The organism is Pseudomonas sp. WS 5078 (genome assembly GCF_012985745.1).
GTDB lineage: Bacteria > Pseudomonadota > Gammaproteobacteria > Pseudomonadales > Pseudomonadaceae > Aquipseudomonas > Aquipseudomonas lundensis_A.
Genome location: NZ_JAAQWX010000002.1, coordinates 192,121 through 217,146, shown reverse-complemented (window position 1 = coordinate 217,146; position 25,026 = coordinate 192,121). Strand labels below are relative to the sequence as shown.

The window sequence follows — 25,026 nt, the reverse complement described above, 5'->3', positions numbered from 1 at the left end:
GGGTTAACGCTGGGTGCGTGGCATGCCCAGGCCGAATTGGGCGATCAGCTCGCGCTGGATTTCATTGGTGCCACCGCCAAACGTCAGGGTCACCGAGGCCCGCACTTCGTACTCCAGGTCACCGTGCAGCACAGCGGCGTCTGACCCGCTGCGCACCAAACCGCTGGCACCGACGATGTTGCTCAGCAGGCGCAAAATCTCGATCCCGGATTCCGAGCCGTACACCTTGGTGGTGGACGCCAGCGCCACGTCCATGCGATCACGCTCCAGGTCGGCGGCAATGCGCAGATTGATCAGGCGCATGGCTTCCAGACGCGCATAGCACTCGGCCAGCCCGGCACGTACCCACGCGGTATCCATGGCGCGCACACCATTTTCGTCAGGCTGACGCGCCCACGCCCAGACACGCCGGAACAGCCCCACCACCTTGTCCGACCACGCACCCAACCCGAGCCGCTCGTGATTGAGCTGCGCGGTGATGAGCTTCCAGCCGCCGTGCAACTCACCGACCAGCATGCCCTGCGGCACCTTGACGTTGTCGTAGTACGTGGCGGCCGTCGGGTTGCTGGTGGTCGGGATGACGGTGGTTGAAAAGCCCTCGGCCCGGGTGTCGAGAATCAGGATCGACACGCCTTTATGCCGAGGGCGCTCCGGGTCGGTTCGCGCGGCCAGCCAGATGTAATCCGCCGATTCCGCGCCAGAGGTCCAGAGTTTGTTGCCATTGACCACAAAGTGATCGCCTTCCAGGCGCGCCGAGGTTTTCAGCATCGCCAGGTCACTGCCTGCCTCCGGTTCCGAATAGCCGATGGCAAAGATGATTTCCCCGGCTGCAATACCCGGCAAAAACTGGGCTTTCTGCGCCTCGGTGCCGTACGCCATCAAGGCGGGACCGACAGTGCTGATGGTCACAAACGGCAGGGGCGCACCCGCAATGTTGGCTTCTTCAAAGAAGATGAACTGCTCGGTCGGCCCGTACCCCTGACCGCCATGTTCCTTGGGCCATCCCACCGCCAGCCAGCCATCGCGCCCCATCTGGCGGATCGTGTCGCGGTACTGCTCGCCGCCTTCCTTGCCGCGCAACTGTGCGCGCAAAGCCGGTGTCATCAAGTGTTGAAAGTAATCGCGCACGGTATGGCGCAGGGCATGTTGTTCGGGCGTAAGGTCAACAAACATAAAAGCTCCTTAGGCTGCGCCGAGAATCAAACCGCTGGTAGGCACGCCGGTGCCGGCGGTAACCAGCACGTTGTGCACATCATCGACCTGGTTGACCGAGGTGCCGCGCACTTGACGCACTGCCTCGGCTACACCGTTCATGCCGTGGATATAGGCTTCGCCCAACTGGCCGCCGTGGGTGTTGATCGGCAGCTTGCCACCTCGGGCATGGTGCCCGGCCCGGATGAATTCCTTGGCTTCGCCCCGCTCGCACAAACCGAACTCTTCCAGTTGCGGCAGTACAAACGGCGTGAAGTGGTCGTAGATAATGGCGGTTTGCAGCGCGTCCGGCCCCAGCCCTGATTGGCGATACAGCTCTTTGGCGACCACGCCCATCTCCGGCAGCCCGGTAATGTCATCGCGGTAAAACGAGGTCATGATCTGCTGCCCCGAGGTGATGCCCTGGGACCCCGCTTTGATCATCACCGGCTTCTGGCGCAGGTCCTTGGCGTACTCGGCCGAGGTAATGACCATGGCCACGGCGCCATCGGATTCCTGGCAGCAATCGAGCAAGTGCAACGGTTCGCAGATCCAGCGCGACGCTTGATGCTCTTGCAGCGTGATCGGCTTGCCGTAAAAGAAGGCGGCCGGGTTGGTGGCGGCAAAGTCGCGCACGGCCACGGCCACGCGGCCGAAATCTTCCGAGGTGGCGCCGTAGGTGTGCATATACCGTTGGGCAAACATGCCCACCCACGATGCCGGCGTATGCAGACCGTGGGGCATGTACCAGCCGTAATTGACGTTTTCAAAGATCGGCGTGGAGGCAAAGCCATAGCTGCCGCTGCCAAACCGGTACCACGAACGCTCGTTCATGGCGCGGTACACCACCACGACTTTGGCCACACCTGTGGCCACCGCCATGGCGGCGTGCATGATGGGCGCGCAGGCCGCGCCACCGCCGTGGGGCACCTGGGAGAAGAACTTGACGTCTTTACAGCCCAGCAGGCGGGCGATTTCATACTCGGGCACCTTGTCCACCGAGTAGGAGCTGAACCCCTCCACGTCAGCAGGGTTGATACCTGCGTCTTTAAGGGCCGCCAGGGTGGCTTCCATCGCCAGACGCAGTTCGGTGCGCCCGGAATTTTTCGAGAATTCGGTGGCGCCCAGACCGACAATGGCGGCGCGCCCGGAGAGTGACGATTGCGACATGTGAACTGTCTCCCGCTGTCAGGGTAAAACCAGCGCGACCGTGCCGGTCACGTGGTTGCCCATGGAATTTTTGCCGCTGAGGGTGATTTCCACCGTGCGCGTGGCTGCGTCTTGATGGCTGACAACGCCGTTGAAGGTCATGCAGTCGCCGGGGTAATTCGGCGCCCCCAACTTGATCTTCAAGGAAGCAAAGCGCGCTAGCGGGCCTGCCCACTCTTCGACATAACGCTGCACCAGCCCGTTGGTGGTCAGGATGTTCATGAAGATGTGCGGCGAGCCCAGTGCCTGCGCCGCCTGCATGTCGTGATGACCTGGGAAGTAATCGCGCGTGGCAATCGCCCCCCCGGTAATCAGGCCAACGGTAATAGGAATGGCCAGTTCCGGCAGGGTCTCGCCGGGACGCACGTCGTCAAAGCGCTTGGTGTTCTTCGAGGTCATATTTCCATCCCAGCTTGTCGTGGTGGCTCAGCCAATTGCCGAGGTGTTCAAGGCTGGCGGCCGAACCGCCCAGCGCATTGCCAAGTGCCCGGCTCCAGTAGAGAAAACGGTGCATCGGGTAGGTCAGGTCGACGCCAATGCCGCCATGTACGTGCTGCGCGTTGTGCCCGATCACATGCCCGGCTTCGCACGCTTGCCAGGCCGTGGCCAGTGCTTCGGATGGCGCCGGCAGGCCGGCGTCGAGGCGGTAACACAATTGCCAAAGGCAACTGCGCAGGGCTTCGAGTGCGATGTGGGCGTCGGCCATGCTCATTTGCACCGCCTGAAAACTGCCGATGGCGCGGTCGAACTGACGGCGCTCGGAGACGTACGCCACCGTGCGCCGCAACTGCTCGGCACTGACACCCAATTGCAACGCCGCCAGCGCCGCCGTGGCCCGGGGTTCTAGCCATTGCAAGGCCGCGGTGGGCAACAGCTGCCCGGCCCCGATAATCAGTCCGTCAATGCGCAGGTCCGCGATGGCCTCGCCGTGGGTCATGCGCCCGGGCACATGCGTGATGCCCTTGGCCGCCAGCTCGACCCAGGCCAGTCGCGGTTGTCCTTCCGCCATCACCAGCAGTAGCGCGGCCTGGGACTGCTCGGCCAAGGCCAGTGCCGACACGCGGCCTTTCAACTGCCAGCCCTGCGCGTGGGGATGTGCATGCACCTGCACCCCAAGGGCACTGTGCAAACCACCAAGGTCCAGCGTCAGCAGCGCACGCCCTGCCGCCGCCTCCGTGGCCCAGGCTTGTAAGGTGTCATCACCGAAACCGGCGAGGGTGGCCGCCGCCAATTGATGGCGCCACAAGGGCACTTGCCCCAAGGCATTGCCCTGGGCTTGCAGCACCTGCATCAGGTCGGTCATGCCCAACCCGCTGCCGCCCTGAGCTTCAGGAATGGCCAAGGCTTGCAAACCAGTCTCTATGCACAGCTCCCACAGCGGTTCCATGAAGGCCTGATCGCCCGTATCAAACTGGCGCAGGCGGTCGTCGGTGCAATAGTCGGCAAACACGCTGCCGGCCATTTCAGCGATCGCGTGTTGATCCTCTGTGAATTCGAAATCCATACGCCCCCCCTTACTCGGCCACAGGCCGGAACAGCGGCAAGGTCAACTCACCGTCAAAGGTCTGGAACTCCAATTGCACCGGTTGCCCGATACGCAAGGCATCACGCGTGACCCCGGTCAGCCCTGCTACCAGCCGAACGCCCTCCTGCAGCTCAATCAGACCAATGGGGTTGGGGTGATCGAACGGCGCGACTTCGGGGTAATGCATGATCACGAAGGAGTACAGATGCCCACGGCCACTGGCTTCGACGCTGTCCCAGTCAAAGGAATGGCATTCGATGCACACCGGCGCTGGCGGATGCCGCAGGGTCTGGCACTGGGTACAGCGCTGGATCAACAGCTTGCCTGCTTCGCAGCCCTCCCAGAAAAACCGCGTGTCGTCGCTCATTCCCGGTTTCGGGCGTTTGACCACGGGCGCAGCGCTCACATCGGCCGGGGCCTGGGGCGCGGCTGGCGGGTGCGCCGGGCGGAACTTGAAGACGCGGAACAACAGTTCCCCGACAGCTTCGTCGCCGCTTTTATGCTCCACGAAATACTGCATCACCAACGTGACGAAAAACCCGGTGCCTAACCCCGTGGTTTTCTCGTCGCCCACTGAATCCAGGCGCGTGGTGTAGTAGAGCTTTTCGCCGGGACGCAGGTTGCGGTTGAAGGTCAACTCCGAGTTCACCGCCACCACTGACGGGTAACCGTAGGACTCGATCAGTTTGAGCACTTCGTAAGGGTTTTCGGTGGTTGAGCCAGGCGGGTAATGGTTGGCGTGAAAGCCTTCCATGCACCACACCTGCAACATCGAAGGCGGCGCCACCAGTCCGTCCTGCTCACTGTTGGCAGCAAAGGCGGGATCGGTGTACAGCGGGTTATCGACACCCATGATTTCGCACCATTGGCGAATCATCGGGGCGTTGACATCGTCCCAGGCGTACACGCGACCATATTCACGCCCCACCAGGGCGCGCACGTCGGTTAGCAATTGAGAATCAGCCAAGTTCGTCTCCTGCAGGATGAGCGCGGCAACTTGCGGGTTGCCGCAGAGGGTCGATCAATGCCCGGCGTTCTGCGCGGCACCCAGAAAAGCCGGGCGTTCGCCGCCGCCGTGCAGCAACAGGTTGCAACCGCTGGCATACCCCGCCATGGGCGATGCGATAAACAGGCAGGCGTTACCAATGTCTTCAGGCAGCGCCATGCGCCCGGCCGGTATCCCGGCGCTGACGGCGGCGACACCCTGTTCATCGCCGTAATGCAAATGCGACTGTTCGGTGCGCACCAAACCGGGGCTGACCGCCACCACGCGCACCTTGGGCGCCCATTCCACCGCCAGCGATTGCACCAGCGCCAACACACCGGCCTTGGCTGCGCCATAAGCCGCCGTACCCGGCGAGGCACGCAACGCGCTGATGCTGCCGATAAACACAATGCAGCCGCCGTCTGCCTGTTGCTGCATCAGCGCATTGGCCTGCTGCGCCACATTCAGGGGAGCGATCAGGTTGAGGCGGATAATGCCTTCATGAAAACGGGGCGAAACACTGGCCGCGTCGGCGGCAGGGCTGCCACCGGCGTTGTTGATCAGCACATCCAGACGCCCGAAATCGGCACGGATGCCGTCGAACAGGGCCTTGAGCGAATCCAGGTCACGCACATCGCAGGCCATGAAGATCGCCTGCGCCGAACCGGCCTGTGGCAGTGCTTCGGGCGCCGTACGGCCACACACAATGACGCGCGCTCCGGCCTGCAAAAAACTGCACGCAATGCCTGCGCCGATGCCTTTGGTTCCGCCGGTAATCAGCACCACCTTGTCGGTGTAATCGAGTCCTGAATGTTGGCCCATGAGGCGCTCCTTCTCTTCTGATGGAGCCACTCTAGGGGCTTATTCGCGGGTGCTCGTCGTCTGAATGGACGATGAAGCCGCGCCACGCCAACGCAACACTTCAGCGCACGCGGCACTGCCAGCCATCGCTCATGAGGAACGCCATGTCAGCCCCTTCCACCGACCCGGTTCTGCTCGAATTCCCGAGCCCGGGCGTCGCCCTGTTGCGACTCAATCGGCCCCAGGCCACCAATGCCCTGAGCCTTGAATTACAGGCTTTGTTGTCACGCTATTTCGTGGAACTTGCAGAAAATGCCGAGGTGCGCTGCATCCTGCTCACCGGTGGCGAGAAGGTGTTTGCGGCGGGCGGCGACATCAACAGCATGGCCGGGGTTGGCCCGATCGACATTTATCAGCGCCACACCGAACGGGTCTGGGCGCCGATTCAGCAGTGCCCGAAGCCGGTGATCGCTGCGGTGTGCGGCTACGCCTATGGCGGCGGTTGTGAGCTGGCGATGCTGGCCGACATCATCGTCGCCGGGCGCGGGGCCAAATTTTGCCAGCCGGAAATCCGCATCGGCATCATGCCGGGGATCGGCGGCACGCAGCGGCTAGTACGGGCCGTGGGCAAGGTCAAAGCCATGCGCATGGCCTTGACCGGTCAACCCATCAGCGCAGAAGAAGCCTGGACGGCCGGGCTGGTCAGCGACCTGGTGGACGATGACCAGGTGCAAGCCCAGGCACTGGACATTGCCAGACAGATTGCGGCAATGCCGCCGTTGGCGGCCGAGCAAATCAAAGAAGTGATCCTGGCCGGGATGGACGCACCGCTGGAGGCCGGCTTGGCGCTGGAGCGCAAAGCCAATGCGTTGCTGTTTGCGTCACGGGACCAGAAGGAAGGCATGCAGGCGTTCATCGAGAAACGCACGCCACGGTTTGAAGGTAAGTAAACCCGGGGCCGCGTCAGCATCTCAAGGCTGGCGCGGGCCCGTTATTGTGTGGGTCAGGCGTTCACCTTTGCGCGCAATTCATTCTTCGCCACTTTGTTCGACGCATTGATCGGCAACGCCTCAAAGAACCGCACCTGCCGGGGCACTTTGTAATTGGCCATGTGTTCACGCGCCCATTCAATCAACTGGGCTTGATCCAGTGACTGGCCGTGGCGCAGCACAACACAGGCGCAACCCACCTCCCCCATGCGCTCATCGGCAATACCGATGACCGCCACCTGCGCGACAGCCGGGTGCTCCATCAGCCCGGCCTCGATTTCGGCCGGGTAGCAGTTGAAGCCGCCGACGATGAACATGTCTTTCAGGCGATCGGTGATGCGCAGGTTTCCCGCAGCGTCCAGCACGCCAATGTCGCCGGTGTGCAGCCAGCCTTCGCTGTCAATGGTTTGCGCAGTGGCAACCGGGTCTTCGAAATAGCCTTGCATGACATGAAAGCCGCGCAGGCAGATCTCGCCGGTGTTGCCTGCTGCAAGGGGGCGGTTGTGCGGGTCGCGAATGCTCACTTCTGTACCGGGAATCGCCCGGCCGCTGGTGCCGGCGATGGTCTCGGCCGCATCGTGCGGGTCGCAGATGGTCGCCAGCCCACCGCATTCGGTCAGGCCATATGCGGTGGTCACCACGGCGAACCCCAGCTCACGGCGCATGCGCTCAATCAGGATGGGCGGAATCGTTGCTGCGCCGGTGACAGCAATCCGCAGGCTCGACAAGTCCGTCTCGGCCAGTTTCGGGTGGGCCAGCATCGACAGGTACAAGGTAGGCGGCCCCGGCAGCACGTTAATACGTTCTGCGGCGATGCGTTGAAACACCGCCTCGGCATCAAATACCGCGTGCGGCAAGATGGTCGCCCCGGCCAACAAGCAGGTCAGCCACCCCGCCTTGTAGCCAAAGGCATGGAAAAACGGGTTGATGACCAGATACCGGTCGCCCGCCTGTAAGCCAATCACCTTCACGTACTCGCTGAAGGCGCGCAGGTTTTGCCCGTGGGCGCTCATCACGCCCTTGGGCTTGCCCGTAGTGCCGGACGTAAAGAGCAGATCGCTCAAGTCGTTGGCCTGGACACTGTCCGAACGCGCCTGCGCAGAATGTTCGCTGACCGTGGTGCCCAAGGCCAGGAACTCATCCCAATCCAGGTCGAGGGCGCTGGCGACCTGCCCTTCTTCCAGCAGCACCATGTGTTCAAGGCTGGCGGGGCGACAAGGGGCCAGCAACGCCAAGTAATTGGTGCCAAGGAAATGCGGCTGCACAAACAGCACACGGCTGCCGCTGCGTTGCAGGATGTCAGCTGCTTCACTGCCTTTCATCCGGGTGTTGATGGGTACCATGACTGCCCCGGCGCAATGAATCCCCAGCGCGGCAATGATCCAGTCGCGGCCATTGGGCGCCCAGATTGCCACCCGATCGCCCTTCTCGATCCCCAGCGCCATCAGGCTGCGGGTCACCGCGAGGGCGAGTCGGGGCAAGTCTCGATAGTCAGTGCGCTGCCCATGCGCTTCAATGGCCGTGCGCCCGGCATGCTGTTGCGCCGCTTGCTGCAACAAGTGAGGAATGGAGCTTGGCAGGCTCAAGGTGTCGTCACGCAGGACGTCAAGGGTGGAATTCATCGGTCACTCGTCTGGCGAATTATTCGGGGAAACACACGCGTAACTGTTCACTGCGGGGGATGGACTGGCAGGCCAGTACCCAGCCTTCACTGAGCTCCTGCTGATCGAGGGCATCGTTGCGCAGCATCTCTACCGCACCGCGTTCGACCGTGCACATGCAGGTGGCACACGACCCCACCAGACACGAACTGGGCGGACTCAGCCCGGCGCGTTGCATGGCATTGAGCAGGGTTTCACCCTCGGCGCACGGGACTTCGAATTCTTCGCCGTCGAGGCGTACCGACAGTTGGCTGCTGACGCCATCGGGGTTCACCGCGGGCAGCTCTGGCACACTGCCTTCTTCGGGCAGTGAAACAAAGCGCTCCACGTGAATACGCCCGTGTGGCATGCCCAGCCCTTGCAGGGCGCTGACGGCGGCGTCCATGAACGGCCCCGGGCCGCAGATAAAGGCTTGGGCATGGGCCCACGGGCGGGCGATTTCTGCCAATTGCGCCACCGCCGGAATGCCCTGTACCGAATCCAGCCAGTGAATCACTTGCAGCCGCTGGGGGTAGGCGCTGGCCAGGGCCTTCAGCTCGGCGGCGAAGATCACCGAGGCTTCATCGCGATTGGCGTAGATCAGCAAAACCCGCCCGCTGCCGGCAATCAGCGCAGAGCGCAGGATCGACAGCACTGGCGTCACCCCGCTGCCGCCGCCAAACAGTACAAAGTCATCGTCAAAGTGACGTGGCACGAACGCCCCCGCCGGCGCCAGCACGTCCAGTTGATCGCCCTCGCGCAGTTGCTGACACAGCCAGTTAGAGGCGCGGCCGTCACGCACTTGCTTGATGGTCACCCGCAGTGGCTCATCGTGCAGCGGTGTGCTGGACAGCGAATAACAGCGCGGTAGCCATGCACCTTCGAACGGCACGCGCAGGGTCAGGAATTGACCGGGCTTGTAGGTGAACTGCTCGCGCAACGCAGGCGGAATGTCGAACACCAGTGAGCGCGAATCAGCGGTTTCAGGGATGATTTGCGCGATGCGCAGCGAATGGTAGGCAGGTGTATTCATTTTAAATACTCATCACAAACTGGCCGCTGTCGATGCGCAGCTCTATACCATTGATCGCGCGCGACTCATCGCTGGCCAGAAACAACACGCTGTTGGCCACGTCTTCAGGCAGGCACATCCGGTGCATCGGGTCACTCTCGATGGTCAGGCTGGCGGGGTCCAGTCCGGCCGGGAACGTGCCGGTTGTCATTGGGGTAAGAATCCCGTCCGGGTGCAATGAATTGCAGCGGATGCGGTATTTGCGCCGACGGCAGAGCACCGCCACGGTACGGGTCAGGGCGGCAACGGCCCCTTTGGAAGCACTGTAGGCGGTGTAGTCGTCGCGTCCGGCGAGTCCGGCAATCGACGACATGTTAATGATCGAGCCGCCCTCGCCCTCTTTCATCAACCCCAGTGCCGCCCGGCAGCCCAGAAAAACACTGTCGCTGTTGACCCGTTGCACGCGCTGCCAGTCCCGGTAGTCGGTGTGTTCAATGTCACCGTGCAGCAGAATGCCCGCGTTGTTGAACACAATATCCAAGCGTCCGTAGGTGGTGCGAATCACGTCAATGACCCGCGCCCAGTCCGCCTCGCTGGCCGCATCATGCGCCAGGAACAGGGCGGCGGGACCGATTGCCTGCGCCAGTGCCTGCCCGGCCGCGACGTCAATGTCGCTGATCACAACCTGCGCCCCCTCTCGGGCCAACAGCCGGGCGCTGGCGCGTCCCACACCGCTGGCCCCACCGGTAATCAACGCCACTTTGCCTGCTACGCGTGCGCTCATAGGGTGCTCCTTCACAGGGTTTCAGCCGCCAGTTGGGCCCGAGCGGGCTGGCTGTCAGTAGCAACAGCCTTGCCTGCACGGCGCCCGGAAAACACGCAGTCGGCCAGCGAAAGGCCGCTGATGTACAAATGCGAGGCGATGCCGATGGCGGTTCGCCCGGCACTGTACAACCCGGCAATCGGTTGGCCGTTGCCATCCAGTACCGCGCCGTTATGTTCGTCGACCTTGAGGCCGCCCAAGGTCAGCGCCCCCAATGGAAACACCGGGTTGCTGACACTGATGTCACAGGCGTAGAACGGGCCCTGATCCAACACCTGGCGGCTGCCCGGCGACTTGCCAAACGCATCGGGCGCCGTGCCACGTGCGCCTGCGTTATAGGCTTGCAACGCAGCCTCAAGGGTTTCGCCGTGCATGCCGCAAGCGCTGGCCAGCTGCGACGCATCGCGGCCTTTGCGCACCTTGAACAGCATCAATGCCAAGGCTGGCAATGCCTGAAACCACCAATAGCCGTCGAACAGCGCCTGACGAATCGCCTGCTTGCGCAAGCGCGCATCCAGCACCAGCCAGGCCTTGCCGCCCTGCTCTTCACACAGCGGCTGGCCGAGGGTGGCGCCATACACTTCTTCGTTGCAAAAACGTCGGCCTTCGGTGTTGACCACAATCCCTTTAGGCCAGCAAAACGGCGGGTTGATAAAGCGCCATGCCGACACCCGGCTCAGGCGATCACCGTGTGCGCCCACCGATTGCCCCAGGCGCAGGCCGCTGCCATCGCAGCCGGTAGCGCCGACCTTGAAGTTGCGGCGAAATTTGGGGGCATGTTCGCGGATCAGGTCGCGATTGAAGATAAAGCCGCCCGTGCTCAGGATCACGCCTTGGCGCGCCCGTATCAGCACAGGTCGGGCATGCTCGCGCTCCAGCTGGCTGACGGTGTGGCGCAAACGGTCGCAGTAGCCCGGCGCAAAGTTCTGCAGGCGCTCGGCCCGTGCCGCCAACCGTGCATGCTGCTGCGCCTCGCGCGATCCGGCAGGCATCTGCCACAGCTCAGCACCGACGACCCGGCCCGTCTCATCCACCACTAACCGACGCGCAGCCGATTGCAGCAACGGCTGCACCCCGGCACGCAGGCAGGCAGCTTGCAAATGGCCATATAACACGGCGCCGCACTGGCCTTTGCCAACCGTGCGATGGCCCCGTGGCGCCGGCGCGTGCGTGCCGCTGTGGGACGGCACCAGTTCGTTGCCGGAGTAATACAGAAAGTAGCCATCGGACGGGTAGGACGTCTTGCCGCCCGGGGGCACGCTGTGGGCGTAACTCGCGCCGTGGCTTTCGAGCCAGTTCAGGTTGCTGACGCTGTCCGCGCAGAATTGACGCAAGGTGTCGTCGCTGATAACGCCAGCGGTTTCGTGTTTGAGGTAATCGAACATCGCCTGTGGGCTGTCATCAAAACCGGCTGCCCGTTGTTGCCGGGTGCCGCCCCCTGCGTAGACCACACCACCGCTCTTGGCGCTGGCCCCGCCGCCAGTAAAGCGGTCGGCAACGATCACGCTGGCGCCGTGGGTACGGGCTTCCAGCGCGGCACAGGCGCCCGCGGCGCCCCAGCCGATCACCAGCACGTCACAACTGTCGTGCCAAGCCTGATCGGCCACGTCACACACTCGCAATGGCGCGAGGATGTCGGTGTTGCTGGTGTGCGCTGCCGGGCGGTTCATACTGCCGCCTCGGCCTTGGGCGCGGACGCCACGGGCGCATGGCGGGCAATGTGGTTGGCGGCAATGTAGCCGAAGGTCATGGCCGGGCCAAGGGTGCCACCGGCGCCGGGGTAGCTGGTGCCCATCACTGACGCCGAGCAGTTGCCAATGGCGTACAGCCCCGCAATCGGCTGGCCGTCTTCACGCACCACCTGGGCGTGTTGATTGGTCAGCAAGCCGCCCTTTGTACCGATGTCTCCGGCATCCAGGCGCATGGCGTAAAACGGGCCTTTGCGGATCGGTGCCAGGCACGGGTTGGGTTTGAGATTGCTGTCGCCGTAATAGCGGTCAAAGACATTGCCGCCCCGGTCGAAGTCGAGATCCTCGCCGGTTTGGGCGTACTCATTGACCTTTTGCACCGTGTCGCCCAAGCCGTGGGCATCGACGCCGATTTGCGCAGCCAACGCCTCCAGGCTGTCGGCTTTCCAGTACACGGTGTTGAGCCACTCTTTACGCAAGCGGCTGTCCGGCATGACTTGGGCGGGCATTAACGGCCCCATCGCATAATGAAAACGGAAGTGCCCGTCAAAAATGACCCACGCAGGCACCGAGCGCCCTCCGGTCTTGAGATTGTCTTTGTACATGGCGTCAACAAACTCCAGGTACGGCGCCGCTTCATTGACAAAACGATGGCCGAGGCTGTTAACCACGATGGCGCCCGGAAATGCCCGCTCGGCAAACACGCCGCGGGGTTTTTCTTCGCCGGGCACGGCAATCGTGGGCGCCCACCAGGCCCAGTCCATCAACGCCGTGGCAGCCCCAGCATTGAGGCCTGCTTGCAACCCCGCCCCGGTGTTATTGCCCGGCGGCGTCGCGCTCCAGGACGCGCGGGTAGGTTGCGGCAGGAATTTTTCACGCAGGGCCTGGTTCTGTTCAAAGCCGCCAGAGCCAAAAATCACGCCGCGCCGCGCCTTGAGCGTCAGCAGGTTGCCAGCGCTACGGACTTTAATGCCGGTGACCCGCTGATCCTCGACCACCAGCTCTTCAAAATCAGTGTTGAGCCACAGCGGCACGTTGCGGTCCATCAGCGAGCGGCGCAGCGAGGCGACCAGCGAGCTGCCCAGCGCAGCGCGGCGGTCGAATTTGCTTTTACGGCGCCATTTGAAGTCCAGTTTGTAGCGCGCCATCAATTTGAAGATCAGCCATTGCCAGCCAAAACTGCGGGCCATGGCGACGTGCGCGTCACGTGCGGTCCACGCGATGCGCCCCATCAGCAAGGTGGACGGTGACGGTTTGCGCAGGTTCGCCAGCTCTTCACCCAGCAGGCTGGTGTCGAACAGCTCCGGGTCCAGCGTCCGCCCGCCGGGCAAGGCACCGGGCAAGTGCGGGTAATAATCGGGGTATTTTTCCGCCACGGCATAACGCACGCGGCTGTTATGCGTCAGTTGCTTAATCATCGGCGCGGCATTGTCCAGATAGGCGCGCAGGCGCGCTTCATCGCCGTGTTCGCCGGTGGCGGCCTTGAGGTATTGCATCGACAACTCAGGGCTGTCATGCCCGCCTTTGGCTTTGAAGTAGTGGTTATTGGGGATCCAGATGCCGCCGCCGGATATCGCTGAAGTTCCGCCATATTTGTCACTTTTTTCGACAATCAGCACCGAAAGGCCCTGATCGGCGGCGAACAGGGCCGAGGTCATGGCGCCGGCACCGGAGCCGACCACGATCACGTCATAGCTGGACTGAGACTGAACTTGAGCCGTCATTGTTGTTGTGCCATCCGCTGAGGTCTGAAATTCATGCTGACGTCACGCCCGCCGCTGCCGTGTGCAGGCACGGGCAGTGACGGGCGCGGTGCGTTCAACGCGTGTGGAGCCGTTTACACAAATGGGTCGGCGTTAGGCAGGCCCAGTTGCACCAGCCCGTAACTGCGGCGGTAAGCCGCCTCGTTGTTGGCGATATGCCCGCGCGCTTGATGCAGGTCGCGGAAATAGCGCGCCACCGGGTTGCCGCTGTACAGGCCTGACGCCGCCATGCACCGCAGCAGGTCGCTGGCCCGGTCGGCACACACGTTGGTCACGTGGGACGACTGATAGCGGTACAGCAAGCGCGTTTCGACATCCGGGTACTCGCCCGCTTCGGCCAGGGCCAGCAGGTGCCCGTAATTGCGCGCCAACACCAGTTTCAGGGCGTCCACGGTGATAATCGCTTCAGCCACGGCAGCTTGCGCCGCAGGGTCTTCAGCGGTTTTGGCGCCATGCTTGCCGATGTGCCCGGCGGCGTTGTCGCGGAACGCGTTGATTGCACCTTGTAACGCGCCAATGGCCGAGGTCGAGACCGCCCGGGCAAACACTTGGGCGAACGGGATCGAATACATCGGGTTGGTGTTGATCCGTCGCCCGGGGGTCGCTTCGACGCTGTAGTTATTGGTGCGCTGTACGCGGTGGGCGGGTACGAAGACGTCTTCAACCACGATGTCGTGGCTGCCGCTGCCGCGCAGGCCCAGCACGTCCCAATTCTGTTCAATGCGGTAATCGCTGGCCGGAATCAGAAAGGTCCCATGCTCGGTGGGGCCCGTCTCGTCTTGCGGCACGATGCCGCCGAGGAAACACCACTGCGCATGCTGGCTGCCACTGGAAAACCCCCAACGGCCGCTGACCTGATACCCGCCCTTGACCGGCGTCACTTTGGCCACTGGCATGTAGGTGGAGGCCACCAGCGCCGAGCTGTCTTCGCCCCACACATCGCGCTGGGCCTGTTCCGGGTAGCGTGCCAGTTGCCATGGGTGGACGCCCATCACGCCAAACACCCAGGCCGTGGACATGCAGCCTTCGGCCAGGGTCATCTGGATTTCAAAGAACGTGCGAATGTCCACTTCGTGACCACCCCACGCCTTGGGCTGCAGGGCGCGCAGCAAACCGGTTTCCTGCAAGTCACGCACCGTGGCATCCGGCAACTTGCAGTCTTTGTCGGCTTGGGCCGAACGGCTTTGCAAAGCCGGGATCAGGGTGCGTGCGCGTTCCAGCAGCTCAAGCTCTATCGGACTTTTCACTCGGGTCGGGTCCATCTTTGGTTCTCCGTCAGTCTCTCGCTGCGCGGATGCGCGGGCGGTCTGTGACGAATAATCCGATCTGTAACGCCCGGCATCATCGTCAAAGCGGACTAGCCCCAACCCTGTTGTGTTTTAATTGCCGCCTTTTTTCAGCCTCCGTGTTTCAAGGAACAGCCCCATGCCGTCGACTGCCCCCACCCGCGTCCTGATCATCGGTTACGTGTGGCCAGAGCCGCGCTCCTCAGCGGCGGGTGGGCACATGATGCAAATCATCGAGAGCTTTTTGCAGCAAGGCTGGCACATTACCTTCAGCAGCCCGGCCGGTGTGGGCGAGCACAAGGCAGACCTGGCGGCCTTGGGCATCGATGAGGTCAGCATCGAGCTCAACAACAGCAGCTTCGATGCCTTCATCTGCGCGTTGGCGCCGGACATCGTGCTGTTTGACCGTTTCATGATGGAAGAGCAATTCGGCTGGCGGGTCGAAAAACACTGCCCCGACGCCCTGCGGGTGCTGGAAACCTCTGATCTGCAGAGCCTGCGCGATGCTCGTCATCAGCAGCTCAAGGCACGCCTCAAGCACAGTGGCGACCTGGACGATTTCAGTGCGTTGTTCGCCCCGGCCACCGACGAGATCTTCGAACAAATGGCTGAAACGGACTTGGCGCAGCGCGAACTGGCCGCGATTTACCGCAGCGACCTGAACCTGATGATTTCCGAGTTCGAGATCGACTTGCTGGTGGAGCAATTTCACGTCCCCACTGCGTTGCTGCACCTGTGCCCGTTGATGGTGGATGGCGTACCCGACACCTGTGTGCCCTACGAGCAACGTCAGCACTTCTTGAGCATTGGCAACTTTCGCCACGCGCCAAACTGGGACGCGGTGCTGTGGATGAAGACCACGCTGTGGCCCTTGATTCGTCAGCAACTGCCCGATGCCCAGTTGCACATTTATGGTGCCTACACCCCGCCCAAGGCCACTGCCTTGCATAACCCGGCCCAGGGTTTTCATGTGCTGAACTGGGCCGAGGACGCGCTGGCCGTGATGAGCCAGGCGCGGGTGTGTCTGGCGCCGTTGCGCTTTGGTGCGGGCATCAAGGGCAAGATTGCCGATGCCATGCTGTGCGGCACGCCTAACGTCACCACGCCAATCGGCGCCGAAGGGATGCACGGTGACCTGCCGTGGGCCGGAGCCATCGCGACGTCGGCTTCTGCGATAGCCGCCGCTGCGGTGGAGCTGTATCGCACCCCTTCGGCATGGCATCAGGCTCAACAGCACGGGCGGACACTGCTTGCCGAACGTTACCAGCAAAACGTTCATGGTCCGGCACTGGTGCAACGGATTGAAGCCTGCCGCGCAGACCTGCCACGTCACCGTCGCAATAACTTCACCGGGGCCATGTTGCGCCACCATCATCACAAAAGTACGCAGTACATGGCGCAATGGATCGAGGCCAAAAACCGTTCACTTTAACGGCTTGATGCCCCACAAGGTTTGCAGCGCGGCGCTGAATGAGGGCGCTAGGATGCGATTGCCGTGGCCGCTGAGGTGGTTGGAATCAAAGAACAACGGTTTGCCGTTTTTCCTGTCATAGGCCGAACAGAGGGCGGTCGGGCACAACACCGGGAACGGGTCCCACACTGCCAGCGCGGGCTGCTGCTGTTGTAAACGCTCGAGCAACGCCAGTTGCGGGGCACGCAAGCGTTGCAAGGTGCTGCGAAACACCGTCAGGCCGGGGGCACACACCGGGTTCATGTGATTGAACCAGTCGGAACAGCGGCTGGGCGGTGCCTTGAATAATGGTTTGGGGGCCTCGATCAACACCTGCAGCCCGGCTGCTTGCAAACGGTTGAGGGTTGCCAGCGCCGATGCATACGCGGCCGCCTGCTCGTGCTCAATCCCTGCAAGCAAGTCGTCGACCACGGGGGTTTCCCCTTTTGACCATTCAAGCCCCTGAAGCTCCGGCATGCGCAGGGACGGCAGAAACACGATGTCCCCAGGCCGGGCGCGGGCCTCCAGATCCTTGAAATCCGCCTCACGCCGGGCAGCGCATCCGGGCGGGTCGGCGGCAATCAGGGTCACCACCCCGCAGCCTCCCCGCTCATACTCAATCACCTTGATGCCCATTTGCAGGGCGATCAGGGTGAACAGGGTGCGATAGGCGGCAGCGTGCGAGTCGCCCAGCACGAACAGCCGTCGCCCCTGCAAACGCGGCTCGTCAAGGGCGGGCAGCGGCTCTGCGGGCCAATGCCGGTAGGCATACCAGGTGTACGTGTCGCGGGTCTGGCTCAAGGACAGGTGTTCTGTTTGACGGGTCATCGCCACGCACGTGAGCGCCAAAAGCCCGACTGCCGCACCGCTCACGGCAAGCGTCAGGCCGGGGGCGCGTAGCTGCCGTAAGGGGCTGGCACGCACCGGCCTTTCGAGCCAGTGATACGACGCAGCGGCCAGTGCGAAGACCAGTACGGGGTACAGGCATTGAACCCATAACAGTTCCAGCCCGGTCGTCCATTGGAAAAACACCCGCACCGGCCAGTGCCACAGGTAAAGGGAGTAGGACAAACGACCGATGTACGTCAGCGCGCGACCTTGCAACACCCGCTGCAACGGCATCGCGCAGTGTGGCGCTGGCAGGATGATCGCCGTCAGCAGCAACAGCGTGCCCGATACCGTGACCACCGCCCACGGGAACGGAAACTGACTGGGCCGGGCCAACCCGAAACTGCCGATGAGCAAGGCTGCCCCGGCCAACAACGTAATAGTGCCCAGAGGCACAGAGGTCAACACGCCTCGCTTGGCGCCAATGGCCTGATACAGCATGGCGCCGGCGGCCAGTTCCCAAAAGCGGCCGGGCAAGAGGTAAAACGCTGACAACGGCGCATTGCTGGTCTGCAAGGCGCACACCAGCAGCGACACGGCGGCCAGTACGGGCAGCAGCGCCCGTGCGAGCCATGATTGTGTGCGGTAACGCAGCCACAGCCAAAACAACCCGGGGAACAGCAGGTAGAACTGTTCTTCGACCCCCAGTGACCACGTGTGAAGAAACGGGTTGAGGTTGCTGCCGGGGGAAAAGTAAGTGTCTGTGTGCAGTGCCAGCACGGCATTGCTCAGCCCGAAAAATGCCGCAAGCCCTGTGCGATTGATGTGATCGCTGAGCCAAAACTGCGGCATGAACATCGCAGACAGCATAAAGCTGACCAGCAGCACGCACAGCAACGCGGGCAGGATGCGCAGACAGCGGCGTCGATAAAAGTCGGCCAGATACGTCAACAACCCGGATGACGGCCGTTCACTCAGGGATTGGCTGATGACATACCCCGAGATGACAAAGAACATGTCCACCCCGACAAAACCGCCGGGCAGGACATTCAGGTAATCGCTGTGGAAAATGATCACCGCCAGTACGGCAATGGCCCGCAGGCCATCTATGCCGTGGATGTGCGCGTAAGAATGGTGAGGCATCGGGGAACCTGCTCGCACGGACTGTTGACCGGTAAGGACAGTAACCTTGCGTTACGCATTGAGCAGTAGTCCCCATCTTGTTTCGACGTAGTACCTTGGCCTAGTTTTCCGCCCCCCGTCTGCGCCGTCGTAACAGGTAGGTGTCCATGATCCAGCCTTTGCGCAGCCTGGCCTGTGCCCTGACCTGCTTGATCTGCGCGCACACGTCGGACAGTTCGCCTGCGATGAGGATTTCATCTGCGGTGCCAATGTAAGCGCCCCAATAGATGTCGACATCCTGGTCCACGAACGCTTCGAACGCACAATGGGCGTCGAGCATGACCACCACGTTGTCCAGGTCTGCTGCGCTGAGTTGTCGCCCGGTGGTGATCCGGATTGGCTGCCCAATACCGTTAAGGGCAATGCGGTGCCGCGCCACCAGGGCCTGCACACTGCTGATGCCGGGAATCACCTCATAGTCGAACCCGGTCAGCCCCTGGTCACGGACCCGATCCAGCATGCGTAAGGTGCTGTCGTACAGCGCCGGCTCTCCCCATAACAAAAAGGCCCCGCATTCCCCGTCCTGCAATTCGTGTTCAATCAGTCGGGCAACAACCTCGGCACGTTGCGCGTGCCATTGCTCCACGCCATCGGTGTAGCGAGGGGTTGTGCTGTCGCGCTTGGGGTCACTGACTTGCACCACGCGGTACGCAGGTTCGCGGATGTATCGCTGGCAGATCTCCAGCCGCAGGCGTACCAGATCCTGGGTGATGGACCCTTTATCCAGTACAAAAAAGACGGTCGCCCGATTCAGCGCATGGATCGCCTGCACCGTGATGTGCTCAGGATTGCCAGCGCCCATGCCAATCAGCAGAAGGGTTTTCATGCACAGAAGGCTCCACCAAAGTCGTGCCGCTGACTATAGAGCGCCGTGCCGGTGAACGCACCGCGAATCAGCCCTGTGTGTCGGACTGACCCGCGGTCGCAAGGGTTACCAGATGTTGAGGTTGTAGCTGACGATCAGGCGGGTTTCGTCCACGTCACGGGCGAACTTGGAGTAGTTGGTGCGGTAGGTGGCATTACGAAAGCGCAGGCTCAGGTCTTTGAACGTGCCGCTTTGCACAATGTATTTGACCTCGGTGTCGCGTTCCCACTCTTTGCCTTCTTCGGCGCGGCCTACAACCTTGATGTTGTCGCCGTTCACATAGCGGGTCATGAACGACCAGCCGTTGTAACCCATGGCCTTGAAGTCATAGTCGTAGCGCAATTGCCAGGAGCGTTCCTGCGCGTTGGCGAAATCGTTGACTTGCAAGTAGTTGACCAAGTACGGGTTGCTGCCATCCAGATACGGCATGGAGCTGTCACCGTTCATGCGCTGCCAGCCCGCGCTGACTTTGTGCCCGCCCAGCGAGTAACCCAGCATGGCCCCCAGGGCACGGTTGTCGATGGTCGAGGCCTTGGCAGAACCGGCATCGTCACTTTTGAACAGGCGCACGTCAGCCGACAGCACGCCCGGGCCGATCGGCTGGTTGGCCAGCAGCCCCACGAATTGCTGGCGATAGATGTCTTCAAGTTCGGCGTAGTGGTACTGCGCCGTCAGTCGGTCATTAACCTTGTAGTCCAGACCGTACATGTTGAAGTGGTCGGCGGTGATGTTGCAGCTATAACGCTTGTTCTTGCAGTTGAGGCGTAAATCCTGCGGGTCGGTGGAGTCGCGCGCGGTGTAACGATTAAGGCGCGAGGCCATGATCGTAAGGTCGTTTACGTCCCTGGAAACCAGCATCGCACCGTTGAACATGTTCGGCAGCAAACGGCCATCGTTGTACTTGAGCAAGGGCAGATCCGGGAGCAAGGCACCGTACTTGAGCACGGTATCGGATAAACGCATTTTGGCGGTCACGCCGATTTTCGCGTATTGGTCCTTGGAACGACGCGGGTCGCTGCCGGTCGAAGGCAACAGCCCGCTGTTGCTGTCGGCGGGGCTGGAGTCCAGTTTCAGGCCCAGCATGCCCAGCGCGTCCAGACCAAAACCCACCGTGCCTTGGGTGTAGCCCGATTGCACGTTGAGGATGAACCCCTGGGCGGTTTCTTCACGCTTGGAAGCGCCTTGCGGGCTAGACGTGCTGCCGTCCCGAAAATCGCGATTGAAGTACACGGTACGGGCTTCCAGCTTGGCCGTGCTGTCTTCAATAAAACCGCCGGCCTGGGTTTGTGCAGCAAAACCGGCGCACACCGCCAGCGCGCTCAGGCGTGCAGCCCGGCATTGCGGCAACAACGAAAAAGGGACAACCATGTACAAGCTCCAGCAGCGAATCATTCGCAAGACGAAAACCATTGAGCCTGCACCTTCGGTTAGAAACCGGGGCGAAAGCGCTCAATGCAAAGGGGGCGCAATTGTACGAAAGGCTAAGCTGCTGCCTCATACGACCTTAGTCGCAAATGATGGCCTTTTGCCCACATTTAGCCCCGTTCATTTAGTTAATAGCGTTTAACCCATATCCGGCCTTAAATAGACGCACCGACGATTGACCCCCTCAGGATTTTTCATGAGCGCTGTATTTTCCCTCAGTCAACTCGCGCCCCTGTCGCAACGCCTGGACTGGCAACGAAACCCGCTGGGCGAGGTGGCTGACTGGCCGCAAAGCCTGCGCACCTGTGTCCAGCTGTTAATGAACTCGCCCATGCCCATGCTGTTGTTGTGGGGCAAGCAGTTGACGCAGATCTACAACGACAGCTTTGCCGTGCTGGCCGGCGACAAACACCCGGACGCATTTGGCCAGCCGGTGCACCAGAGCTGGCCCGAGTACCGGGAATTCACCCAGCCGATCATTGACGCCGTGCTGGCAGGTGAAAGCCGCAGCCACATCGATCAGTATTTTTTGATCCCTGATTGCCAGCACGCCAATGAAATGTGGCTCGACCTGACGTTCAGCCCGGTGTGCGACGACACCGGCGAGGTGGCAGGGCTCTTGATGATGGCGGTCAAGGCGTCCCGCCGCCGCCGTACGGCCATCAAACTGCGGCAACGCTCAAAAGCCACCCGCAAGGCCCAACACGACACCGAGGAACGCCTGCGACTGGCGCAGACCGTCACCAACGGCGTGGGCACATGGGACTGGAACATCGACCAGGACCTGTTCGTCACCGACAGCCGATTTGCGCAGATGCATGGCATTGAGCCGCAGTTGTCCGGGCAGTTACCGATTACCGCGTATTTAGAAGGCGTACACCCTGAAGACCGGGGGCTGCTGACCCGTTCGATCAAAGCCTGCCTGGCCAGCAATGGCGAATACGCCGAGGAATACCGCCTGCTGGACGCCAACGGCACAATCCGCTGGATTTTCGCCCGCGGTCGTTGCTTCAGTGCGGACCCCGGACGCGCCCAGCGGTTCATGGGCGCAGCGCTGGACATCACCGAACGCAAAAAAACCGAACAAGCCCTGCTCCACCTCAATGAAACCCTTGAAGAGCGCGTGGCCGAACGTACTCAGGCGCTGGCTGAGGCCAACGAGCAACTGCAACGCGAAATGCAGGAGCGCGAACGGGCCGAAGATGCGCTGCGCCATGCGCAGAAGATGGAAGCCGTGGGCCAATTGACCGGCGGCATCGCCCATGATTTCAACAACATGCTCACCGGCATCATCGGCAGTCTCGACCTGATGAAGCGCTACATTGCTGCGGGCCGAAGTGCCGAGATTGGCCGCTTCACCGACGCGGCCGTTTCCTCGGCACAACGGGCGGCCGCACTCACCCATCGGCTGCTGGCATTTTCACGGCGCCAGTCGCTGGACCGCAAGCCGCTGGACCCCAATCATCTGGTGACGTCACTTGAGGAGCTGTTCAGGCGCACCAAAGGCGCCCATATCACCCTTGATGTGCAACTGGGCGACAACATCTGGGCGGTGAACACCGACGCGGGTCAGCTGGAAAGTGCCTTGCTGAACCTGATCATCAACGCCCGCGATGCCATGCCTCAGGGCGGCACCTTGCGCGTGCGAACCCGCAACAGCTACCTCGACGGCAGTGATATCAGTACCTTGGAGCCAGTCAAGGCCGGTGACTATGTGATGCTCGAAGTCAGCGATAACGGCTCGGGCATGACGCCTCAGGTGCTGGCCAAGGCTTTCGATCCGTTTTTCACCACCAAACCCATCGGCCAGGGCACGGGGCTGGGCCTGTCCATGATCTATGGCTTTGCCCAACAGTCGGGCGGGCACGTGACCATCACCAGTGAAAGCGGCAACGGCACCTGTGTGCGCCTGTACTTGCCCCGCCATTACAACCTGCAAGTGCAACCCCGCCCGCCGGTTGTCAGCCCGGATGCCCCCTGCGCCATTGAGGGTGAAAGCGTGCTGGTAGTGGAGGATGACCCCGCCGTGCGCACGCTGGTGCTTAATGTGCTGGATGAGTTGGGCTACACCGCCCATCAGGCGCCGGATGCCAAAACCGCGTTGTCACTGCTGGAGTCATCGCTGCGCATCGACTTGCTGGTGACCGACGTGGGGTTACCCGGTATGAACGGCCGCCAGTTGGCGGAAATCGCCCGTCAACAGCGTCCCGGCCTGAATGTACTGTTCATGACCGGCTATGCGGAAAGCGCCATCCAGCGCGAGGGTTTTTTGGACTCGGGCATGGACATGATCGGCAAACCGTTCTCGGTGGATAAGCTGGCAACCCTGATTCGGGCAATGATCCCGGCGAAAACTCAGGCATAATCCGCGCCCTCGAATTTGCCCAATAGCTGCAAGGTATACGCCCCATGAAAGCTCAAGCCCGCCATATTCTGGTGAAGACCGCAGAAGAAGCCGAGTCCCTCAAGCAACGCATCGCCAAGGGCGAAGCCTTCGATGTGCTGGCCAAGAAGTTCTCGACCTGCCCTTCTGGCAAACGCGGAGGCGATTTGGGGGAAGTACGGCCGGGGCAAATGGTCGGTGTGATTGACCAGATCATCTTCAAAAAACCGCTGCGTGTGGTGCATGGCCCGGTCAAAAGCAAGTTCGGTTACCACTTGGTGCAAGTGTTTTTCCGCGATTAAGCGCGGGGACGAGGCGGCGCGACTGAGCGCGGCTTCGTTCCCCGACACCGACGCGCCTTAAAACACGATCTCGAACGGTTCAACCACTGCCAGCTGCTCGTCTACCAGGCAGCCCGTACGCCATTTATCAAACGTCAGGCATGGGTGGGACGTCCCAAAGCTGATGATGTCGCCCACCCGCAGCTCAATGCCAGGGCCAACGGTCATAAACCCATGTTGGTCCATCAGCGCAGTCACTGTGCACGCGCTCACGTCATCGCCCGAGGCATCCACCTTCCCTTCGCGGTAGCGCTTGAGCGGCACCGGCAGCCCGGCATCATAGGCCACATCACGCTTGCCCAGCGCCACGATGGCCAAGCCAGGTTCCGGCAATGATTGCACGTGTGCCCACACTTCCATCGCCGGGCGCAGGCCTTCGTGCAAATCGCTGCGCCGGTCCAGCACGCAACACTGCGCTGCTTTATAGATCCCATGATCGTGGACCACGTAACTGCCGGGGCGCAGAACACTCAGGAAGCGTCCGCTGGCGGCCTCGGCTTCGAAGGCTTCGGCAATCAGGTCATACCAGGCTGAACCTGACGCAGTAATGATCGGCGTGTCGCGCCTAAAGGCGCCGCCACGCTGCAACGCCAGCGCCAGACGCACCAGCGAGGCGGCAAAGGCACGGATGTCCGTGACGGCCTGTGCACCGTGAATCACCCCTTCATAGCCTTCGATTCCGGTCAGGGCCAATGCCGGTTGCGCACTGATGGCGGCCGCCAGGGCCATAACCTGCGCTTCTGTGCGGCAACCACAACGCCCGCCTGTGACGCCATACTCAATCATCACGTTCAAGCGCTGACCACGTTCAGCGAAGAAGGCGCCAAGGGCGGCGACGTTGTCCGGGTGATCCACCAGGCAGTGAAATTCAAACCCGGGGTCGGCCTGCAAATCCGCGATGAGTGCCATGTTCGGGCGCCCCACCAACTGGTTGGCCATCAGCACCCTGCGCACACCGGCTGCATACGCCACGCGGGTCTGCACGGCGGTGCCCAGGGTCATGGCCCACGCGCCCTGCGCCATCTGCCGACGAAACACCGCAGGGGCCATGCTGGTTTTGCCGTGCGGTGCCAATACCGCGCCGCTGCGCGTGACGAAATCCTGCATCCAGCGAATGTTGTGTTCCAGCGCCTGGCGATGAATCACCAGCGCCGGAAGGCTGACGTCACACAGCAGGTGGTCCCCGATCCGTGCTGCGCCCTTCTCCACGTCAAGCAGGTTCATAGGTTCACCCTTTGGCTTTGTAGGCGATGCAGTCGATTTCGACTTTGCAGTCCACCATCATCATTGCCTGTACGCAGGCGCGGGCCGGGGCGTGTTCACTGCTGAAATAGCTGGCGAACACTTTGTTGAAACTCCAGAAGTCTCGCGGATCGGCCAGCCACACGCCTGCACGCACCACATCTTCGAGGCCGTAACCGGCTTCTTCGAGGATCGCGATCAGGTTTTGCATGGTTTTATGGGTTTGTTCGACGATACCGCCCGCAATGATTTCGCCCTGTTCCATCGCCACTTGCCCCGAGACGTGCAACCAGCCATCCGCTTCTACGGCACGGGCAAAGGGCAACGGCTGACCACCTGCGCCCACGGCGCCGGTTCCGAAACGTTTGATGCTCATAACAAACTCCTCGATACGTACA

The 25,026-nt window shown here is 62.0% G+C and carries 21 protein-coding genes; 4 read left to right on the top strand and 17 right to left on the bottom strand.

The features are described from left to right. Nucleotides 1–3 precede the first annotated feature (3 nt). The 6 genes from HBN68_RS04310 to HBN68_RS04285 are packed head-to-tail and all read right to left on the bottom strand — an operon-like array spanning nt 4 to nt 5,732. A complete protein-coding gene (locus HBN68_RS04310) occupies nt 4–1,173 on the bottom strand; it encodes an acyl-CoA dehydrogenase family protein (RefSeq protein WP_169962839.1) in 1,170 nt (389 codons plus the stop codon). Between the two features lie 9 nt (nt 1,174–1,182). After that, nucleotides 1,183–2,361: a lipid-transfer protein gene (locus HBN68_RS04305; protein ID WP_094994397.1), complete on the bottom strand. Its 1,179-nt coding sequence runs from the start codon at nt 2,359–2,361 to the stop codon at nt 1,183–1,185. A gap of 18 nt (nt 2,362–2,379) precedes the next feature. Beyond that, nucleotides 2,380–2,799, bottom strand: a complete 420-nt coding sequence (locus tag HBN68_RS04300) for a MaoC family dehydratase (RefSeq protein WP_094994398.1) — start codon at nt 2,797–2,799, stop codon at nt 2,380–2,382. Beyond that, nucleotides 2,771–3,904, bottom strand: a complete 1,134-nt coding sequence (locus HBN68_RS04295; protein WP_169962837.1) for an acyl-CoA dehydrogenase family protein — start codon at nt 3,902–3,904, stop codon at nt 2,771–2,773. Before HBN68_RS04295 ends, HBN68_RS04300 begins: the two co-directional genes overlap by 29 nt. Before the next feature lie 10 nt (nt 3,905–3,914). Further along, a complete protein-coding gene (locus HBN68_RS04290; protein WP_169962835.1) occupies nt 3,915–4,892 on the bottom strand; it encodes an OB-fold domain-containing protein in 978 nt (325 codons plus the stop codon). Nucleotides 4,893–4,946: 54 nt separating this feature from the next. Next, nucleotides 4,947–5,732 (bottom strand): SDR family oxidoreductase, encoded by a 786-nt coding sequence (locus tag HBN68_RS04285; protein WP_169962833.1) that lies wholly within the window; start codon nt 5,730–5,732, stop codon nt 4,947–4,949. Between the two features lie 143 nt (nt 5,733–5,875). On the opposite strand from HBN68_RS04285, the gene HBN68_RS04280 reads away from it, so the two are divergent. Continuing rightward, nucleotides 5,876–6,661, top strand: a complete 786-nt coding sequence (locus HBN68_RS04280) for an enoyl-CoA hydratase (protein ID WP_094994402.1) — start codon at nt 5,876–5,878, stop codon at nt 6,659–6,661. A 53-nt stretch (nt 6,662–6,714) separates the two neighbouring features. Here HBN68_RS04280 and HBN68_RS04275 read toward each other — a convergent pair whose 3' ends face one another. From HBN68_RS04275 to HBN68_RS04250, 6 genes are all read right to left on the bottom strand, one after another. After that, nucleotides 6,715–8,322 (bottom strand): FadD3 family acyl-CoA ligase, encoded by a 1,608-nt coding sequence (locus HBN68_RS04275; RefSeq protein ID WP_169962830.1) that lies wholly within the window; start codon nt 8,320–8,322, stop codon nt 6,715–6,717. A gap of 19 nt (nt 8,323–8,341) precedes the next feature. Beyond that, entirely contained in the window at nt 8,342–9,373 is a 1,032-nt protein-coding gene (locus HBN68_RS04270) for a ferredoxin--NADP reductase (RefSeq protein WP_094994404.1), read from the bottom strand. A gap of 1 nt (nt 9,374) precedes the next feature. Next, on the bottom strand, nt 9,375–10,136 hold the full coding sequence (locus HBN68_RS04265; protein WP_094994405.1) for an SDR family oxidoreductase: 762 nt from the start codon (nt 10,134–10,136) through the stop codon (nt 9,375–9,377). 11 nt (nt 10,137–10,147) lie between these two features. Further along, nucleotides 10,148–11,845: an FAD-binding protein gene (locus HBN68_RS04260; RefSeq protein ID WP_169962828.1), complete on the bottom strand. Its 1,698-nt coding sequence runs from the start codon at nt 11,843–11,845 to the stop codon at nt 10,148–10,150. Further along, complete coding sequence (locus HBN68_RS04255; RefSeq protein WP_094994407.1) at nt 11,842–13,587, bottom strand: FAD-binding protein; 1,746 nt, start codon at nt 13,585–13,587, stop codon at nt 11,842–11,844. The genes HBN68_RS04260 and HBN68_RS04255 overlap by 4 nt, the downstream gene beginning before the upstream one ends. A 113-nt stretch (nt 13,588–13,700) precedes the next feature. Further along, entirely contained in the window at nt 13,701–14,888 is a 1,188-nt protein-coding gene (locus tag HBN68_RS04250; protein ID WP_094994408.1) for an acyl-CoA dehydrogenase family protein, read from the bottom strand. A 163-nt stretch (nt 14,889–15,051) separates the two neighbouring features. On the opposite strand from HBN68_RS04250, the gene HBN68_RS04245 reads away from it, so the two are divergent. Next, on the top strand, nt 15,052–16,344 hold the full coding sequence (locus HBN68_RS04245; RefSeq protein ID WP_094994409.1) for a glycosyltransferase: 1,293 nt from the start codon (nt 15,052–15,054) through the stop codon (nt 16,342–16,344). On the opposite strand, the gene HBN68_RS04240 is transcribed toward HBN68_RS04245, so the two are convergent. The 3 genes from HBN68_RS04240 to HBN68_RS04230 all read right to left on the bottom strand — a co-directional run bounded on the left by HBN68_RS04240 (nt 16,336) and on the right by HBN68_RS04230 (nt 20,605). Beyond that, nucleotides 16,336–18,333: an acyltransferase family protein gene (locus HBN68_RS04240; protein ID WP_094994410.1), complete on the bottom strand. Its 1,998-nt coding sequence runs from the start codon at nt 18,331–18,333 to the stop codon at nt 16,336–16,338. The two genes, HBN68_RS04245 and HBN68_RS04240, sit on opposite strands and share 9 nt — an antisense overlap. Nucleotides 18,334–18,433: 100 nt before the next feature. After that, nucleotides 18,434–19,198 carry a precorrin-6A synthase (deacetylating) gene (cobF, locus tag HBN68_RS04235; protein WP_094994411.1) on the bottom strand — a complete coding sequence of 255 codons (765 nt, stop codon included), beginning with the start codon at nt 19,196–19,198 and terminating at the stop codon, nt 18,434–18,436. 105 nt (nt 19,199–19,303) lie between these two features. Continuing rightward, nucleotides 19,304–20,605, bottom strand: coding sequence for an OprD family porin (locus HBN68_RS04230; RefSeq protein WP_169962826.1), 1,302 nt, complete (start codon nt 20,603–20,605; stop codon nt 19,304–19,306). Nucleotides 20,606–20,858: 253 nt separating this feature from the next. On the opposite strand from HBN68_RS04230, the gene HBN68_RS04225 reads away from it, so the two are divergent. Together HBN68_RS04225 and HBN68_RS04220 are read left to right on the top strand one after the other, a co-directional pair. Beyond that, nucleotides 20,859–23,027: a hybrid sensor histidine kinase/response regulator gene (locus tag HBN68_RS04225; RefSeq protein WP_169962824.1), complete on the top strand. Its 2,169-nt coding sequence runs from the start codon at nt 20,859–20,861 to the stop codon at nt 23,025–23,027. 44 nt (nt 23,028–23,071) lie between these two features. After that, nucleotides 23,072–23,347, top strand: a complete 276-nt coding sequence (locus HBN68_RS04220; protein WP_047274612.1) for a peptidylprolyl isomerase — start codon at nt 23,072–23,074, stop codon at nt 23,345–23,347. A gap of 57 nt (nt 23,348–23,404) precedes the next feature. On the opposite strand, the gene HBN68_RS04215 is transcribed toward HBN68_RS04220, so the two are convergent. Both HBN68_RS04215 and HBN68_RS04210 read right to left on the bottom strand, forming a co-directional pair. Beyond that, nucleotides 23,405–24,610: an amino acid deaminase gene (locus HBN68_RS04215; protein WP_169962822.1), complete on the bottom strand. Its 1,206-nt coding sequence runs from the start codon at nt 24,608–24,610 to the stop codon at nt 23,405–23,407. Between the two features lie 4 nt (nt 24,611–24,614). Beyond that, entirely contained in the window at nt 24,615–25,004 is a 390-nt protein-coding gene (locus HBN68_RS04210; protein ID WP_094994415.1) for a RidA family protein, read from the bottom strand. Between the last annotated feature and the right edge of the window lie 22 nt (nt 25,005–25,026).